The following is a 14,573-nucleotide window of genomic DNA, read 5'->3' as shown; positions in this document are numbered from 1 at the left end:
AGCCGCGTCAGGTGCCCCGAAGTCAGCCTCCGGTCCGCACAAATCATCCTCGAGATGTAGTCAACGCCTGTAATCGACGCCTGTAATCGACGCCTGTAATCAACGCCGAGACCCCGGCCGTTGTGCTGTGGCGACGGCAGCACGCGCAACGCCCAGGACGATCAGGCCCTGCCCGGCGATGTAGCTGAGCATGATCAGGACATCAGGTTGCCAGAGCCCGGCATCCGGTACGAACCTGTTCACGGCGAGCAGGGAATCCGACAGCAGGAAGAGGGCGGCGCCGATCGCAACCGTGGGACCACATCTGGTGGCCGCAACCGCCATTGCGCCGATCACCACGCCGTAGAGGAGCACCGGTACCAGCATCCCGCCCAGATGCGGCCAGAGCAGCGCCATCAGCCCGGCGAACCAGAGCAGGTACACCAGCGCGGCCGCCCGAACGCGACCGTGGCCAAAGTAGCGCACGAACAGGACGACATAGGCGACATGCGCGAGGAGGAAGGTGCCCAATCCCACCAGGAACCAGGTCTGCCCTTCCACCATCAGGGCAATGTCACCCACCCACCCGAGACCCAGCCCGACCAGAGCCATAACCACCGGGCGAGAAAGAGTACGACTACTGGGCGAGGGCACTGTCCACACCAGCGCGAACGCCAGGCTCAGGAGGATCAGCGGCTTGGTCGCCGTCGACAGCCACGTCTGGTCTGAAATCAGCCCGGCCAGGTGCAGGATGCCGATGGCGACGAAAGGAATGAAACCAGCAAGCTGAAGGCCGGTCCTCTTCGCGGGCTCCGCTGTCCGGATGGGCTCCTCTGTCAGGCTGGGCACCTCTGTCAGGCTGGGCACCCCCGGCTCTGGTTCTTGCTTCATGACGGACGCCTCCTGCCCTCACCCTAGAGCGCAGACCGAACCCCGGGGGTTATCCCCCACAGAAGTCTGCAGGTACCGGGGCGAGATCCTCTGCCCGACGCCGTACCGTGAGTGACATGAGAAGAGCGCTCACCTTCACCTGGGCTGCGGGCATCGACCTGTTGCTCGATGCCGTCCTTGGCACACTCTGGTTTGCTGCCCTCTTTGCCCTCCTCATCACGGGCGTTGCGACCTTGCCTGCGCTCGGCTTCGGATTGATTTTTCTCGGCCTGGCCGCCTCCCTCACGCGCTTCACAGGATGGGTTGAACGGGTACGGGCAGATGCCCTCCTGTCCACACGCATCACCGTCCCCGTTCGACCGGTTTCCACTCAGACAGGCTGGAAGCGCCCATTCGCGCAGGCAATCGAGGATCTCCGCGACGCGAACACGTGGCGTGTCCTCCTGCACCACTTCGCCAGCATGCTGCTCGGCACGCTCGCCGTCACGATCGTGTGGGCCGGACTCATCACTGCCGTCGACCTGGTCCTGGGCAGCAGGACGTCGTTCACTGCCCCTCTTCTCGACACCGTTGGCCGCCTGCCGAGCACGGTGATCGCCATCGTCGCCCTCGCCCTGATCGGAGTCCTGGTCTATTTCGCCGGCGTGTTCGACCGCACGGTGCTTGCGCCCCTGCTCGGCTCGCCGAAAAGCGCCGCGCTTCGACAGGAGATCGACACCCTCGCCGGCGAACGTCAGGCCGCGGTGGATGCAGCGACCATCGAACGCACACGGATCGAACGCGACCTACACGACGGCGCACAGCCCAGGCTCGTTGCGGTCGCAATGACACTCGGCATGGCGAGGTCAAAGCTGGACACCGACCCGGCGACGGCCCGAATGCTGCTCGAGCAGGCGCACGCTGATGCAAAGCTGGCCATCACCGACCTCAGGCAACTGGCCCGCGGCATCCACCCGGCTGTTCTTACCGATCGCGGCCTTGACGCGGCGCTTTCTGCGCTGGCTTCCCGGTGCAGCGTGCCGACGAGGGTCGACGTCCAACTCCGGGAGCGGCAGAGCGCCGAGATCGAGGCTGTGGTCTACTTCACAATCGCCGAGGCGCTCACCAACGTCTCCAAGCATTCTCTGGCGAAGAACTGCCAGGTCTCCGTCAGCTGTACCGACGGCATCCTCTCCACCACCGTGACCGACGACGGCCGCGGAAGCGCGGCGGTCGGCGACGATCTTGTGCGCGGAGGCCTCGCCGGGATCGATGCGCGGGTACGCGCGGCCGGCGGGACCCTGACCATTGACAGCCCAGCAGGCGGGCCGACCAGACTGACTATGGAGCTGCCATGCGCATCGTGATTGCCGAAGACTCTGTACTGCTCCGTCGGGGACTCGAACTGCTTCTCACCGACGCCGGTCACACCGTGCTCGGCGCCGTCGATACTGCCCCGGCACTGCTCCGGGCCGTCGCGGAGCACGAGCCCGATCTGGCGATCGTTGATGTGCGCATGCCGCCGACCTTCTCCGACGAGGGCATCAGAGCCGCTGTCATCGTCCGGTCGCAGAACCCGGGTGTGCGCGTGCTGGTGTTGTCCCAGTACGTCGAGGAACGCTACGCGGGAGAGCTCATCGCCGACCGGTCCGCCGGCCTCGGCTACCTCCTCAAGGACAGAGTCGCCGACGTCGACACCTTCCTCGCCGCGGTGTCGGACGTTGGATCCGGCGGTACCGTGCTCGACCCGGAAGTTGTCGCCCAGCTTGTGGTGCGCTCTCGGCGCACCGATGGACTCGATCGCCTCACCGAGCGCGAACGCGTTGTGCTCGGGCTGATCGCGGAAGGGCGCTCCAACAGTTCCGTAGCCCGCGAGCTCTCCGTGACGGAAGGCTCTGTCGAAAAGCACATCTCGGCGATCTTCACCAAGCTTCGCCTGTCCCAGGAAGACACCGGCAACCGCCGTGTCCTCGCCGTCCTTCGTTATCTCGAGAGCGACATCCGCTCGCTCTGATCAGGAATCATCCACCCCATCGACCAGCCCGCAGTCAGCATCAGGAGAACACCATGTCGGATTCGACGCCCACCTCACCCGCACCATCGTCCCCAGCCCTGCGGCGCACCCTGCTGATCGTCGGTTCAGTTGTTGTCGCCGGTCTCATCGGCGGCGTCGTCGTGACCAGCGTGTCGGCCGCCACCAGAACGGATGCCTCGCGAGAGATCACGATCGACCAGGACTTCGAGGCTGTCGACCTGACGGCCGAAGTCGCCGATGTCACGGTTGAACACGGCACCGTCACGGAGCCCGTGCTCACCTTCGAGCAGAACAATAACCGACGAAACATGACATTCGATGTCGAGGTGGTCGGCAAAACGCTGCGAGTCAGCGTCATCGAGCACGGCGGAGGCTGGTGGCTGCCGGGTGACTTCAGCAGATCACCACACCTGACCATCGTGCTCCCCGATTCGCAGACCGGAGTCGACTTCACCGCCGACAGCGATGTCGGGGACGTCTCACTCGCCGGCGACTTCGGAAATGTCGAGTTCGTTGGAACCGCGGGCGACCTGCGCCTGGCCGGCTCGGCGGACAGTGCCAACCTGGAGACGACGGCCGGTGAGATCACCGCGGATCGCTATCGTGTCTCCGGCGACTTCCGCGCCGAATCCTCCGTCGGCGACATCACGGCAGAGCTGGCGTCCGCTCCAACCGGCGTCACACTCGTCTCCAACGTCGGTGAGCTCGAGCTTCGCCTCCCACGCGGACAGTATCGGGTGGAAACATCGACGAACGTCGGAGACATGCACGTCGACATCGCGGACGACCCCGATGCTGACACCCTGGTTCGCCTCGAGACCACCGTCGGCGACATCTCGGTACACCACTGAACTGGTGCGCTTGCGTCACCAGGACTGCAGTGCGGAGTAAGACGGTATCCCCGCTCCGGAGACCTGACGGCCGGAACGGATGTCGGCGGCCAACGCTTCAATCGCTCCCAGAGCGCCGCGGAAGAGCAACGATCCGCAACTCACGCGCGCGACCCCAAGACGGGCGAGGTCTAGAACAGTCGGCCCGCCCGGCTGATAGAGAATATTCAACGGCGCCGGCACGGCTTCAGCCAGGTCGGCGATCACGCCTGATTCGCTCACACCGGGAACAAAGATGCCGTCGGCCCCGGCATCGCAGTACCTCAGAGCCCGTTCCAGGGCGACGCTGAACGAGTCATCGTCCTGTTTCACCCAATACGGGTCGGTCCGCGCATTGATGAAGAACACCGGAGCTGCAAGCCTGATTGCTTCGATCTTCTGCACCTGCAATTCCACCGGTGCGAGCGTTTCGTCTGGCCGGCCGTCTTCGATATTGACTCCGACGATGCCGAACGATGCGAGTTCCGCAACCAGGTCGGCGACAACAGCCGGATCATCATCGAAGCCAGCTTCTATGTCGACCGTGACGCCGGCACCGAGCCGGCCAAGCAACCGGGCAAGGTCAACGGTCTCGTCCCGCGCGGACCCTGTGCCATCGGATTTTCCCGCCACGGCGGACACCCCGAGGCTGGTGGTGCCGATGAAATCGAAGCCAGAACGCTCGAGCACGCGCGCTGACGGAAGGTCCCACGCGTTCGGCAACAGAATCGGGTCCCCAGGAACGTGCAGGCGGTGAAAACGCTCTACCGGGTGCATCATGCCTCCCCACTGTTCCGGCGGTCAGCACTGTTCCGACGGCCAGCTCTGTTCCGAAGGTCGGCCCGAATCGCGGACACAACCCCGGTCGCGATATCGATCGATTCCGAGATTCCCGGACAGCGCCTCTCGCCGAAACCGAAGGTGAGCGGCGGCTGCCCGTCGTACTGTTCGGAAGCACCGGAGAACTCGGCGGACGTCACATCGATTTCGACGATCCGGCCGACGGAATCCTGTCGGCGCAGCACGGCAACCGGTGGGGCGAGACGCAGCACCTCATCGAGAATCGCCTCGACGGACATCCCCGGGTCCGCGCGCGCTGCCCACCCCACCGCGCGCTCGATCAGCCGCCCAGTGGCGTCATATGACTGAATGAGAATACTGACACGCGCGAGGGCTGTGTCGACACCCGGAGCGTCCGCTGTTGCGGCGGCGAGAAGTTCCTGCACCGCGGCATCCGTCGCCTGCGTGCCTTCGCCCGTGAAATACGATGGCGCAACAACGCCGACCAATGCCGGCATTCGCTCCGGCTCGGCGAAGCCCAGTGCTTCAGCGAGAACGGCGACCGGCACGTGGAAGGCGATCGCATCGATGCAGTTCGACGCTCCGGCATCGGAGTTCGCACATCTCGCCCTGGTACGAACCGCGGCCATCTCGGACAGGTCGCACGCGGCGAGCCCAGACAGTTCGGCCTGCACGCGTTCACGCCGCATCTGGTGTGCATCGCCGTTGGCGAAACGCGACGCCGATGCTCGCAGCCAGGCGAGCGTGCCTGGCACGCCGTCCTGCGGCGGCTCCGGCACGGTGTACGCGGGATCTGTGAGCACGGCGACAATTCGCTCGCGGTCGGTGATTCGGTCAGTGATTCGGTCGGTGATTCTGATGTCCTGCGCTAGCCCTTGATCACTGTTCGCCGTATCCACTCCGTTGGTGCTCATTGCCTCACCCTCAGTTCCTGGTCTGCTGTGTATCTACGGTAGGTGCGGAACAGTTCGGCCCCGGCCGAAGTATGCGCGTTCTAGGCTGATCTGTATGGAAGGCGACGCGCAGATCTCTCACCCCGCGATGCTCATCGGCGACCCGGCAAGGGCTGCCATGCTGATGGCCATGCTCGGAGGCCGATCGCTGCCGGCTTCCGACCTCGCGGCCATTGCCGGGGTCAAGCCGTCGACAGCCAGCGAACACCTGGCCAGGCTCACTTCTGCCGGCCTGGTCACCGCGACCCGATCAGGAAGACACCGGTACTTCACGCTCTCCGGACCGGACACAGCGAACGCGATCGAAGCTCTCTCTGCGATCGCCCCGCGACACACGGTGCAATCGCTCGCACAGTCGAAATCGGCCGCACAGCTCGGCTTCGCCCGAAGCTGCTACGACCACCTTGCCGGTGCTGCCGCTCTCGCCATTGCCGACCGCCTCATCCACGATGAGGCCATCGCCCCGCTCGAGAACGGTGCGAACGGAACCGTCGCCGCGACCGGGCATCCGATCTTCACCGCGCTCGAGATGGATGTGGAACCGGTGGTTGCTTCACGCCGCCCGCTGGTTCGCGGCTGCCTCGACTGGACCCAGAGGCGCCCGCATCTGGCCGGGGCGCTGGGAGCGCGATTGTTCACGTCGATTCTCGAGCACGGCTGGGCTGAACGCGCACGCACCGGCCGCGGGATCCGTTTCACCGCGCTTGGCCGCAGCGAATTGCGGCGGCTCGGCGTTGTGCTTGACGATGAAAGCTCTCCTGCTGCGCGCTAGAAGCCGAGCCGGCCAAGCTGCTTGGGATCGCGCTGCCATTCCTTCGCGACCTTGACCCGCAACGATAGGAACACCCGTTTTCCGATCAGCGGCTCGATCTGTTTGCGGGCGCGCACTCCGACATCTTTCAGGCGGCCGCCGGACTTGCCGATGATGATGCCTTTCTGGCTGTCTCGCTCAACGAAGAGGTTGGCGTAGATCTCGACCAGGTCCTGGTCGTCGCGTTCGATGATGTCGTCGATCGTCACCGCGATCGAGTGCGGCAGCTCGTCTGTGACTCCCTCGAGCGCAGCCTCGCGAATGTACTCGGAGATTCGTGATTCGAGGGTCTCGTCCGTCACGGTATCGGCCGGATACAGCGGCGCAGACGACGGAGGAAGAAGTCGCAGCAGTTGCGCTGTCAGCGTGTCGAGCTGGATGCTGCTGGTCGCCGAAATCGGCACGATCGCCTCCCACTCCCGCAACTGCGACACAGCGAGCAACTGCGCCGCGACCGTCGTCTTTGAGGCCGCATCGATCTTGGTGACGATCGCGACTTTTTTGGCACGCGGGAACTCATCGAGCTGCTCGTTGATGAACCGGTCACCAGGACCGATCGGCTCATTCGCCGGAATGCACAGCCCGATCACGTCGACGTCGCCGAGTGTCGCCTGCACCAGCGAGTTCAAGCGTTCGCCGAGCAGGGTGCGCGGCCGGTGGATGCCGGGTGTGTCGACGAGGATCAGCTGGCCGTCCTTTTGGTGAACGATGCCCCTGATGGCACGCCGCGTCGTCTGCGGCTTCGATGAGGTGATCGCCACCTTCTCCCCCACCAACGCATTGGTGAGGGTCGACTTTCCCACGTTCGGACGGCCGACGAACGACACGAACCCCGCTCGGTATTCTTGTTCAGTCACGTCTGGTGGCTCCTTCGTCGTCCGGCATGGTGAGGAATGCCGATTGGGCATCGATGAGCGCTTCGTCACGTTCAACCAATACTGTGCTGATCCGTTTGCGGCGACCCTCTGTGCGATCTGCTGTCAGGATGAGACCGCTGACTCTGGCCACAGAACCGGCAACAGGCAGTCGTCCGAGCGCCTTCGCCAGGAGTCCGCCGATCGAGTCGACATCGTCGTCATCGAGATCGAGGTCGAAGAGTTCGCCGACCTCGTCGACGGCGAGCCTGGCGCTCACGCGGTATCGACCGGAACCGAGGTCTTCAACCTCGACCACATCGCGGTCGTACTCGTCAGAGATGTCGCCCACCAGCTCCTCGATCAGGTCTTCGAGCGTAGCAAGGCCAGCGATTCCGCCGTACTCGTCGACGACCATCGCCAGGTGGTTCGACTCCAGTTGCATCTGACGAAGAAGATCATCTGCCTTCTTCGACTCCGGAACAAACAGGGCGGGCCGGGCGAGTTCACCGATTGTCAGGCCTTCAGCGTTGATCGGCCGTTCGTAGACCAGCCGGGCCACGTCGCGCAGGTAGAGCACGCCGATGACGTCGTCCACCTCGCCGTCGATCACGGGTACCCGCGAGAAACCCTTGCTCAGGAACAGGCCCATCGCTGCGCCGAGCGTGGAATCCGCTTCGATCGTCACCATGTCGGTGCGGGGCACCATGACCTCGCGCACCACTGTCTCGTTGAACTCGAAGATCGAGTGGATGAGCTCGCGGTCCTCTTCTTCGAGCACTTCGAGTTCCGCGGCCTCGTCGACCATGCTGAGCAGCTGGTCTTCAGAAGTGAAGCTGACCAGTCTGGCCCGCCCGGGAGTCACCCGGTTGCCGAGGGCGACGAGGGCGTTGGCGATTGGACCGAGCAGCAGTCGCAGGAAGTGCACGAGGGGCGCGGTCAGGCGAAGCAGCGTAGCCGGATGCGCCCGACCGACGCTGCGCGGGCTTGCGCCGACCAGCACAAATGACACCGCCGTCATGATGAGAGCCGACAAGAGCAACGCGAGCCAGATCTGCTCGATCGTGGTCGCGAAAACCAGGGTGACCAGGACTGCAGCAGTGGTTTCCGCGATGATCCGCATGAAGTTGATCGCGTTCAGGTGCGCACCGGTGTCTGCAGCGATGGCCTCGAGCGACTTCTTCGCTCGCGATTCGACGGCGAGCTCGGCGATGTCCGCCCGTGACAGCGCCATCAGCGCAGCATCCACGGCGGCCATCAGGCCGCCGAACGCGACCAGCGCGACGGCGACTCCGACGAACCAGCCGACGATCATGATCGGCTGCGTTTCTCCTGCATGGCAAATCCGACGAGGATGTCACGCTGGATACCGAACATCTCCTTCTCTTCATTCGGTTCGGCGTGATCAAATCCGAGAAGGTGCAGGATGCCGTGGGTCGTCAACAGCAACAGCTCGTCGAGCGTCGAGTGGCCGGCTGTTTCGGCTTGAGCCTGCGCGACCTGCGGGCAGAGCACGATGTCTCCCAGCAGGCCGGCCGGAGTCTCTGCGTCTTCCGTGCCAGGGCGGAGCTCGTCCATCGGGAAACTCAGCACGTCGGTCGGGCCGGGTTCGTCCATCCACTGCACATGCAGCTGCTCCATGGCGCCTTCATCGACCAGCACGATCGCGAGTTCGGCGTCTGGGTGCACGTGCATGGCGTCCAGCGCGAAGGCGGAGAGACGCAGGAGGGCCGCCTCGTCGACCGGGATGGCCGACTCATTGTTGATTTCGATGCTCAACTGGGTCTCCGTTTCACAAAGCGGTCGTGCGGACCACTGTTTCTGCGCTCGGCGCGGTTGGCGAACTCGCGCGCCTGCTCGCCTTCGAACCGCTGCGCCTGCTTCTTCTCGTCGTATTCGGTGTAAGCATCCACGATCCGCCCGACGAGCGAATGCCGCACGACGTCTGCACTGGTCAGCCGAGCGAAGTGGATGTCGTCGATGTTCTCCAGCACCCGTGTCACCAGTCGAAGCCCGCTCGTGCCGGCAGGCAGGTCAACCTGGGTGATGTCGCCGGTGACCACCATTTTCGAGCCGAAACCGAGTCTGGTCAGGAACATCTTCATCTGTTCCGGCGTCGCGTTCTGTGCTTCGTCGAGCACAACGAATGACGAATTGAGGGTTCGACCGCGCATGTACGCGAGTGGCGCCACCTCGATCGTTCCTGCGGCAAGCAGCTTCGGAACCAGCTCAGGATCCATCATCTCGTTGAGTGCGTCGTACAGTGGCCGCAGGTACGGATCGATCTTGTCGGTCAGCGTTCCTGGGAGAAATCCCAGTCGTTCTCCGGCTTCGACCGCCGGGCGAGTCAGGATGATGCGGTCGACTTCCTTGCGCTGCAGTGCCTGCACGGCCTTCGCCATGGCCAAATATGTCTTTCCGGTACCCGCCGGACCGATTCCGAACACGATGGTGTTCTCATCGATCGCGTCGACGTACTGCTTCTGCCCGATGGTCTTCGGCCTGATGCTCTTGCCCCGTGAACTGAGAATCGCCTGTCCGAGCAGCTCGGATGGGCTCTGGGTGCTGTCAATACCGAGCATGCGAGCAGAAGTCGTCACGTCTGCTTCGCCGAAGTCCTGTCCATCCCTGATCATGAGTTGCAATTCCTCGATAAGTCGACGAACAGCCTCGACCTGTTCGGCCTGGCCGCTGAGAGTGATTTCGTTTCCGCGCACGTGCAGAGTGACCAGCGGGTACTGCTTCTCAATCGTGCTGAGGAACCGGTCCTGGGGCCCGAGGAGCCGCACCATGGCAATTCCATCGATGTGGATGCGCACATCGACGGCCCCTTCGGAATTTCCGGTGCCGCCACCGGCATCAAGCTGAGCCAAGCGAGCCCTCTTCCAAGTGACCGCCCAGCACATGTGCGTGCACGTGGAACACCGTCTGACCGGCCTCTGCTCCGGTATTGAACACCAATCGGAACTGCCCGTCTGTGCGTTCGTCGGCGACACCACGGGCGACGTCGATCAATTCGACGAGGAGCTCGGGGTCTCCGGCCGCCAGTTCAACGACGTTGCGGTACTCCTGTGTCTTGGGCGCGACGATCACGTGCACCGGAGCCTGCGGGGAGATGTCGTCGAACGCAATCACCCGATCGGTTTCAGCGACGATGCTCGCCGGGATCTCCCGCAGAGCGATGCGGGCGAAGATTGTCGGTTCGGTGGAAGCCATGCCTCTATCTTAAGCGGCCCTACCAGCGGCCGAGCGACTGGTTCAACACGGCCAGCGCGGCCGGTCCTGCGGTCGAGGTACGCAGAACCGTGTCGCCCAGCCGCACAGCGAGCGCGCCGGCTTCCGTCAGCGCTTCGAGTTCTGCCGGGGTGATACCGCCCTCAGGACCGACGACGAGGCAGAAGTCCGCGAGCGGATCGATCTCCACCGAATCGATCTCCACTGAATCGATCTCCACCGAATCGATCGCCAGCGCGGTCAGGCGAACGGATGCCGTCGGCTCGAGCACCAGCATCCGGCTGCCTGCCGCGCGGCGCGCGAGGTCGTTGGTGGTGGCCAATCCAGCGACACTGGGAAGCCAGGCGCGGATCGACTGTTTGGCCGCCTCACGCACGATGCTCGTCCAGCGGTTACGCCCCTTGATGCGCTTCGCGCCTTCCCAGCGGGAGACAGATCGAGACGCGGACCAAGGAACGACCTCATCGATTCCGAGTTCCGTCGCCGCCTGCACGGCGAGTTCGTCGCGGTCACCCTTTGCCAGAGCCTGCACCAGCGTGATTCGCCGTGACGGCGCGGGCACGATGCGTGCCTCAGTGATAACCAGCCGCAGTTCTGTGGCCGCCGCACCGGCAACCGTGCCCGAAACCATCAGCCCGCTGCCGTTGCCGATCAGAAGTCGTTCGCCCTCGCGCACCCGGCTCACGGTCACCGCGTGCCTGGCCTCGGTTCCGCCGATGCTGACCGTTGACCCTGGCGTGCACTCTCCGGGATCAAGCGACTCATCGAGGAAGAAGTGGGCCATGGGAGCGCTCAGCCGAGGAAGCGGTCGCGGAGCTTGGCGAACAGACCCTGCTGAAAATGACCGAGTATGGGTTCAGGCGCCTTGTGCCTGGCAGCGAACTGGGAGATGAGATCGCGATCCTTGTGGTCGAGCCTGGTGGGAGTGACCACCTGAACGCCGATCCGCAGGTCGCCGCGGCCGTTGCCGCGCAACTTGGTCACTCCTCGATCTTTGATGGTCAGGATCTCGGCGCTCTGCGTGCCGGGATGAAGCTCGACGTCGATGTCGCCGTCGAGTGCTTTCAGGGTCACGTTGGTCCCGAGGATGGCATCTGTCATCTGCACTTCGAGCGTGCACAACAGGTCGTCGCCGTTGCGGCTGAAGACATCGTGGTGACGCACTTTCATTTCGAGATAGAGGTCACCATTCGGCCCGCCGGCCGGTCCGGCCTCGCCGCTTCCCGGCATCTGCAGGCGAAGACCGGTATCCACCCCGGCGGGGATGTCGACGGCGACAGTTCGGCGTGCCCGCACGCGACCCTGACCCTGGCAGGTGACGCAGGGCGTTGCGATGATGGTGCCGTACCCGCGGCAGGAGCCACAGGGACTCGACGTCATCACGTTGCCGAGCAGCGATCGGACAGCACGCTGCACGCTGCCTGTGCCATGGCAGATGTCGCAGGTGACGGGCGACGTTCCCGGTTGGCAACACGAACCGTTGCAGGTCTGGCAGACGATGGCAGTGTCGACCTCGATGTCCCTGTGGGTGCCGAAGATGATCTCGTCAAGGTCGACCTCGACGCGAATGAGGGCGTCCTGCCCGCGCTCGCGACGAGACTTCGGGCCGCGGCCCGCGCCCCCGGCTCCTCCGCCGAAGAAGGTCTCGAAGATGTCACCGAAGTTTCCGAAGCCGGAGTCACCGAACCCGCCGCTCTGGCCGCCCATGTCATATTGCTGCCGTTGTTTCGCGTCGCTCAGGACGTCGTACGCGTGCGTGACCGACTTGAATCGCTCTGAGGCATCCGCCCCCGGATTGACATCTGGGTGTAGCTCGCGAGCCAGTTTGCGGTACGCCTTCTTGATCTCGTCTGTGGTGGCGTCGCGGGAAACGCCGAGTACTTCGTAGTGGTCAGCCAAACGTGGCTCTCCTCAGTTCTGTAACAGTTGCAGTCGTGTGAAACGGTGATGGTGATAAGTCGGTGATGGTGATAAGTCAGTGATCGTGATAAGTCAGGGGCAGGGCGATCAATTCTCGCCGAGCAGGCGTGAAAGATACCTGGCAACAGCGCGCACGGCCGCCATGTTGTTTGAGTAGTCCATTCGAGTCGGCCCGAGCACTCCCAGCCGGGCCAGGTCGCTACCGTTGGACAGGTAACCGCTGGTCAGAACTGATGTCTCGGCCAGGCCGAACGGCGCATTCTCTCGGCCGATGCTCACCGCGACGCCGTGCTGGTCTGTTGCCATCTCGCCGAAGAGTCGCAACAGCACCACCTGTTCCTCGATCGCCTCGAGTACCGGGAAGATACTTCCGGTGAAGTCTTCCTCCGTTCGCACCAGGTTCGCGGCTCCCGCCATGACCAGCCGCTCCTGCCGGTTGGCGCCGATCTGGTCGACCAGGTTCTCTGCGATCAAACCGATCACCTCGTGAAGGTCCTTCGGTCCGAATGCGTCCGGATGCTGGAGCACGGCCGCAGCTTCGCCCATCGCGCGCCCACCGACGGCGACGTTCAAGCGTGCACGCACATCGCCGAGCACGCCATCGTCGACGGTGTGCGGCAGGTCGATCACTCGCTGTTCGACATGACCGGAGTCGGTGATCAGCACGCTGAGCAGCCTGGTGTCGCTCAGCGGCACCAGCTCGATATGGCGCACCTTCGCCTTCGACAGGGAAGGGTACTGCACGAGCGCGACCTGATGCGTCAGCTGAGAAAGCAGTCTGACACTGCGCGCGAGCACCTCATCGAGGTCTGCGGACTGGCCGAGGAAGGTCTCGATGGCCTGACGTTGCGCCTGGCTGAGCGGACGGATGCCGGCCAGGTGGTCGACGAAGAGCCGATACCCCTTGTCTGTGGGGATGCGCCCACTCGACGTATGCGGAGCAGCGATCAGCTCTTCCTCTTCGAGAAGTGCCATGTCATTGCGGATGGTTGCGGCAGAGACACCGAACGCGTGACGATCGACGATCGATTTCGATCCGACCGGTTCCCGCGACGCGACGTAGTCCTGCACGATCACGCGCAAGACCTCAAGACTGCGATCAGACACCATCGACGATCGCCTCCCTTGCTCACCGGTTGTTAGCACTCGCAATGACTGAGTGCCAATCATATCGTGACATCGGGCATCAGGGTCATTGCCTACGGCCCGGCGGCGCAGTAGCTTAGGCACATACCGACACCTCGATCCCGAGTACCACCGTCTGAAAGGCATGATGATGAGCGATCCAAACGCCCAGGCCCCCGGCGATCCGAATCTGGGCCAGCAACCACCCCAGCAGCCATACCAGCCGGCGGCACCTGCCGCCGGAGCGCCGCTCACTGAGGCCCAGGACAAGCAATGGGCATCGTTCGCCCACCTGGGCGGGATCCTGAGCTTCCTGCCGTCGCTGATCATCTACCTGGTTTTCAAGGACCGGGGGCGGTTCACCGCGACGGAGGCGAAGGAGGCGTTGAACTTCCAGATCACCCTGGTCATCGCCTATGTGGTGATCTGGTTTGTCACTGGTCTGGTCGCGATGGTCACGTTCGGCATCGGGTCCCTCATCGGCCTGCTGGTGTGGGTGGTGTGGATCGGCGGCGTGATCTTCTCGATCCTCGGCTTCGTGCAGGCCAAGGATGGCAACCACTACCGCTACCCGTTCAGCATCCGCTTCATTAAATAGCGAGGCATTAAATAGCGAGGCATCACGTAACGCGGTGGCGCCAGATCCCGCGCCCCGCAAACGGGTGCCGCTATTGTGGTCACTGCACGACACCCGTCATTTCGACTGCTCAATTCGAGCGCCGACAAATAGGAGACTGAATGTCTGACGCAACTCCCCCTCCCGCCAACCCATACCAGGCACCGACGCCGATGAACCCGTCCGACGAGAAGTTGTGGGCGACGCTCATCCACATCGGCGGAATTCTGTTCGGCTTCCTGCCAGCCCTGATCGGTTACCTCGTCTTGAAGGACAGGGGCCCGTTCATCCGCCAGCACACGGCCACGGCACTCAACTTCCAGATCACCCTGCTGATTGCGTACATCGTCGGCAGCATCCTGTCGATTGTGATCGTCGGCATCTTCATCATCATCATCGCCTGGATCCTCGCGATCGTATTCGGCATCATCGCCGCGATCGCCGCGAACAAGGGCCAGCCATACACCTACCCGATGTCGATCAAGTTCGTCAGCTAACTCAACGGT

General features: G+C 63.7%; 17 protein-coding genes. 6 read left to right on the top strand and 11 right to left on the bottom strand.

Annotated features, from left to right (window positions below):
• Window positions 1-99: 99 nt before the first annotated feature.
• Window positions 100-870, bottom strand: coding sequence for a lysoplasmalogenase (locus K323_RS24115; protein ID WP_022883957.1), 771 nt, complete (start codon window positions 868-870; stop codon window positions 100-102).
• A gap of 116 nt (window positions 871-986) precedes the next feature.
• On the opposite strand from K323_RS24115, the gene K323_RS24110 reads away from it, so the two are divergent.
• Genes K323_RS24110 through K323_RS0103770 form a run of 3 tightly spaced genes read left to right on the top strand, consistent with a single transcriptional unit; the run spans window position 987 to window position 3,735 of the window.
• Window positions 987-2,216, top strand: a complete 1,230-nt coding sequence (locus K323_RS24110; RefSeq protein ID WP_022883956.1) for a sensor histidine kinase — start codon at window positions 987-989, stop codon at window positions 2,214-2,216.
• Window positions 2,204-2,863 carry a response regulator gene (locus tag K323_RS0103775; protein ID WP_022883955.1) on the top strand — a complete coding sequence of 220 codons (660 nt, stop codon included), beginning with the start codon at window positions 2,204-2,206 and terminating at the stop codon, window positions 2,861-2,863. Before K323_RS24110 ends, K323_RS0103775 begins: the two co-directional genes overlap by 13 nt.
• A gap of 53 nt (window positions 2,864-2,916) precedes the next feature.
• Complete coding sequence (locus tag K323_RS0103770; protein ID WP_022883954.1) at window positions 2,917-3,735, top strand: DUF4097 family beta strand repeat-containing protein; 819 nt, start codon at window positions 2,917-2,919, stop codon at window positions 3,733-3,735.
• A 15-nt stretch (window positions 3,736-3,750) separates the two neighbouring features.
• Here K323_RS0103770 and K323_RS0103765 read toward each other — a convergent pair whose 3' ends face one another.
• Together K323_RS0103765 and K323_RS0103760 are read right to left on the bottom strand one after the other, a co-directional pair.
• Entirely contained in the window at window positions 3,751-4,533 is a 783-nt protein-coding gene (locus K323_RS0103765) for an isocitrate lyase/PEP mutase family protein (protein ID WP_022883953.1), read from the bottom strand.
• Entirely contained in the window at window positions 4,530-5,468 is a 939-nt protein-coding gene (locus tag K323_RS0103760; protein ID WP_022883952.1) for a cytochrome P450 family protein, read from the bottom strand. Before K323_RS0103760 ends, K323_RS0103765 begins: the two co-directional genes overlap by 4 nt.
• A gap of 94 nt (window positions 5,469-5,562) precedes the next feature.
• On the opposite strand from K323_RS0103760, the gene K323_RS0103755 reads away from it, so the two are divergent.
• On the top strand, window positions 5,563-6,279 hold the full coding sequence (locus K323_RS0103755; RefSeq protein ID WP_022883951.1) for an ArsR/SmtB family transcription factor: 717 nt from the start codon (window positions 5,563-5,565) through the stop codon (window positions 6,277-6,279).
• Here K323_RS0103755 and era read toward each other — a convergent pair.
• The 8 genes from era to hrcA form a co-directional block, all read right to left on the bottom strand.
• The gene (gene era, locus K323_RS0103750) at window positions 6,276-7,175 is read right to left on the bottom strand and encodes a GTPase Era (protein ID WP_022883950.1); all 900 of its coding nucleotides are present in this window, start codon (window positions 7,173-7,175) and stop codon (window positions 6,276-6,278) included. The genes K323_RS0103755 and era overlap by 4 nt on opposite strands.
• The gene (locus K323_RS24105; protein ID WP_022883949.1) at window positions 7,168-8,487 is read right to left on the bottom strand and encodes a hemolysin family protein; all 1,320 of its coding nucleotides are present in this window, start codon (window positions 8,485-8,487) and stop codon (window positions 7,168-7,170) included. Before K323_RS24105 ends, era begins: the two co-directional genes overlap by 8 nt.
• Complete coding sequence (gene ybeY, locus K323_RS0103740) at window positions 8,484-8,951, bottom strand: rRNA maturation RNase YbeY (protein ID WP_022883948.1); 468 nt, start codon at window positions 8,949-8,951, stop codon at window positions 8,484-8,486. Before ybeY ends, K323_RS24105 begins: the two co-directional genes overlap by 4 nt.
• Window positions 8,948-9,964 (bottom strand): PhoH family protein, encoded by a 1,017-nt coding sequence (locus tag K323_RS0103735; protein ID WP_245570920.1) that lies wholly within the window; start codon window positions 9,962-9,964, stop codon window positions 8,948-8,950. Before K323_RS0103735 ends, ybeY begins: the two co-directional genes overlap by 4 nt.
• Window positions 9,965-10,031: 67 nt before the next feature.
• On the bottom strand, window positions 10,032-10,388 hold the full coding sequence (locus tag K323_RS0103730) for an HIT domain-containing protein (protein ID WP_022883946.1): 357 nt from the start codon (window positions 10,386-10,388) through the stop codon (window positions 10,032-10,034).
• 19 nt (window positions 10,389-10,407) lie between these two features.
• Complete coding sequence (locus K323_RS0103725) at window positions 10,408-11,190, bottom strand: 16S rRNA (uracil(1498)-N(3))-methyltransferase (RefSeq protein ID WP_022883945.1); 783 nt, start codon at window positions 11,188-11,190, stop codon at window positions 10,408-10,410.
• Between the two features lie 8 nt (window positions 11,191-11,198).
• Window positions 11,199-12,305 (bottom strand): molecular chaperone DnaJ, encoded by a 1,107-nt coding sequence (gene dnaJ, locus K323_RS0103720; protein ID WP_022883944.1) that lies wholly within the window; start codon window positions 12,303-12,305, stop codon window positions 11,199-11,201.
• 108 nt (window positions 12,306-12,413) lie between these two features.
• Window positions 12,414-13,436 (bottom strand): heat-inducible transcriptional repressor HrcA, encoded by a 1,023-nt coding sequence (hrcA, locus tag K323_RS0103715; protein WP_022883943.1) that lies wholly within the window; start codon window positions 13,434-13,436, stop codon window positions 12,414-12,416.
• Between the two features lie 166 nt (window positions 13,437-13,602).
• Here hrcA and K323_RS0103710 point away from each other — a divergent pair, with 166 nt between their 5' ends.
• Window positions 13,603-14,049, top strand: coding sequence for a DUF4870 domain-containing protein (locus tag K323_RS0103710; protein ID WP_084697017.1), 447 nt, complete (start codon window positions 13,603-13,605; stop codon window positions 14,047-14,049).
• A gap of 140 nt (window positions 14,050-14,189) precedes the next feature.
• Entirely contained in the window at window positions 14,190-14,564 is a 375-nt protein-coding gene (locus K323_RS0103705; protein WP_022883941.1) for a DUF4870 domain-containing protein, read from the top strand.
• Window positions 14,565-14,573: the final 9 nt, after the last annotated feature.

Origin of the sequence: Glaciibacter superstes DSM 21135, assembly GCF_000421145.1 — a bacterium.
GTDB lineage: Bacteria > Actinomycetota > Actinomycetes > Actinomycetales > Microbacteriaceae > Cryobacterium > Cryobacterium superstes.
This window is presented reverse-complemented; position numbering and strand designations above follow the sequence as displayed.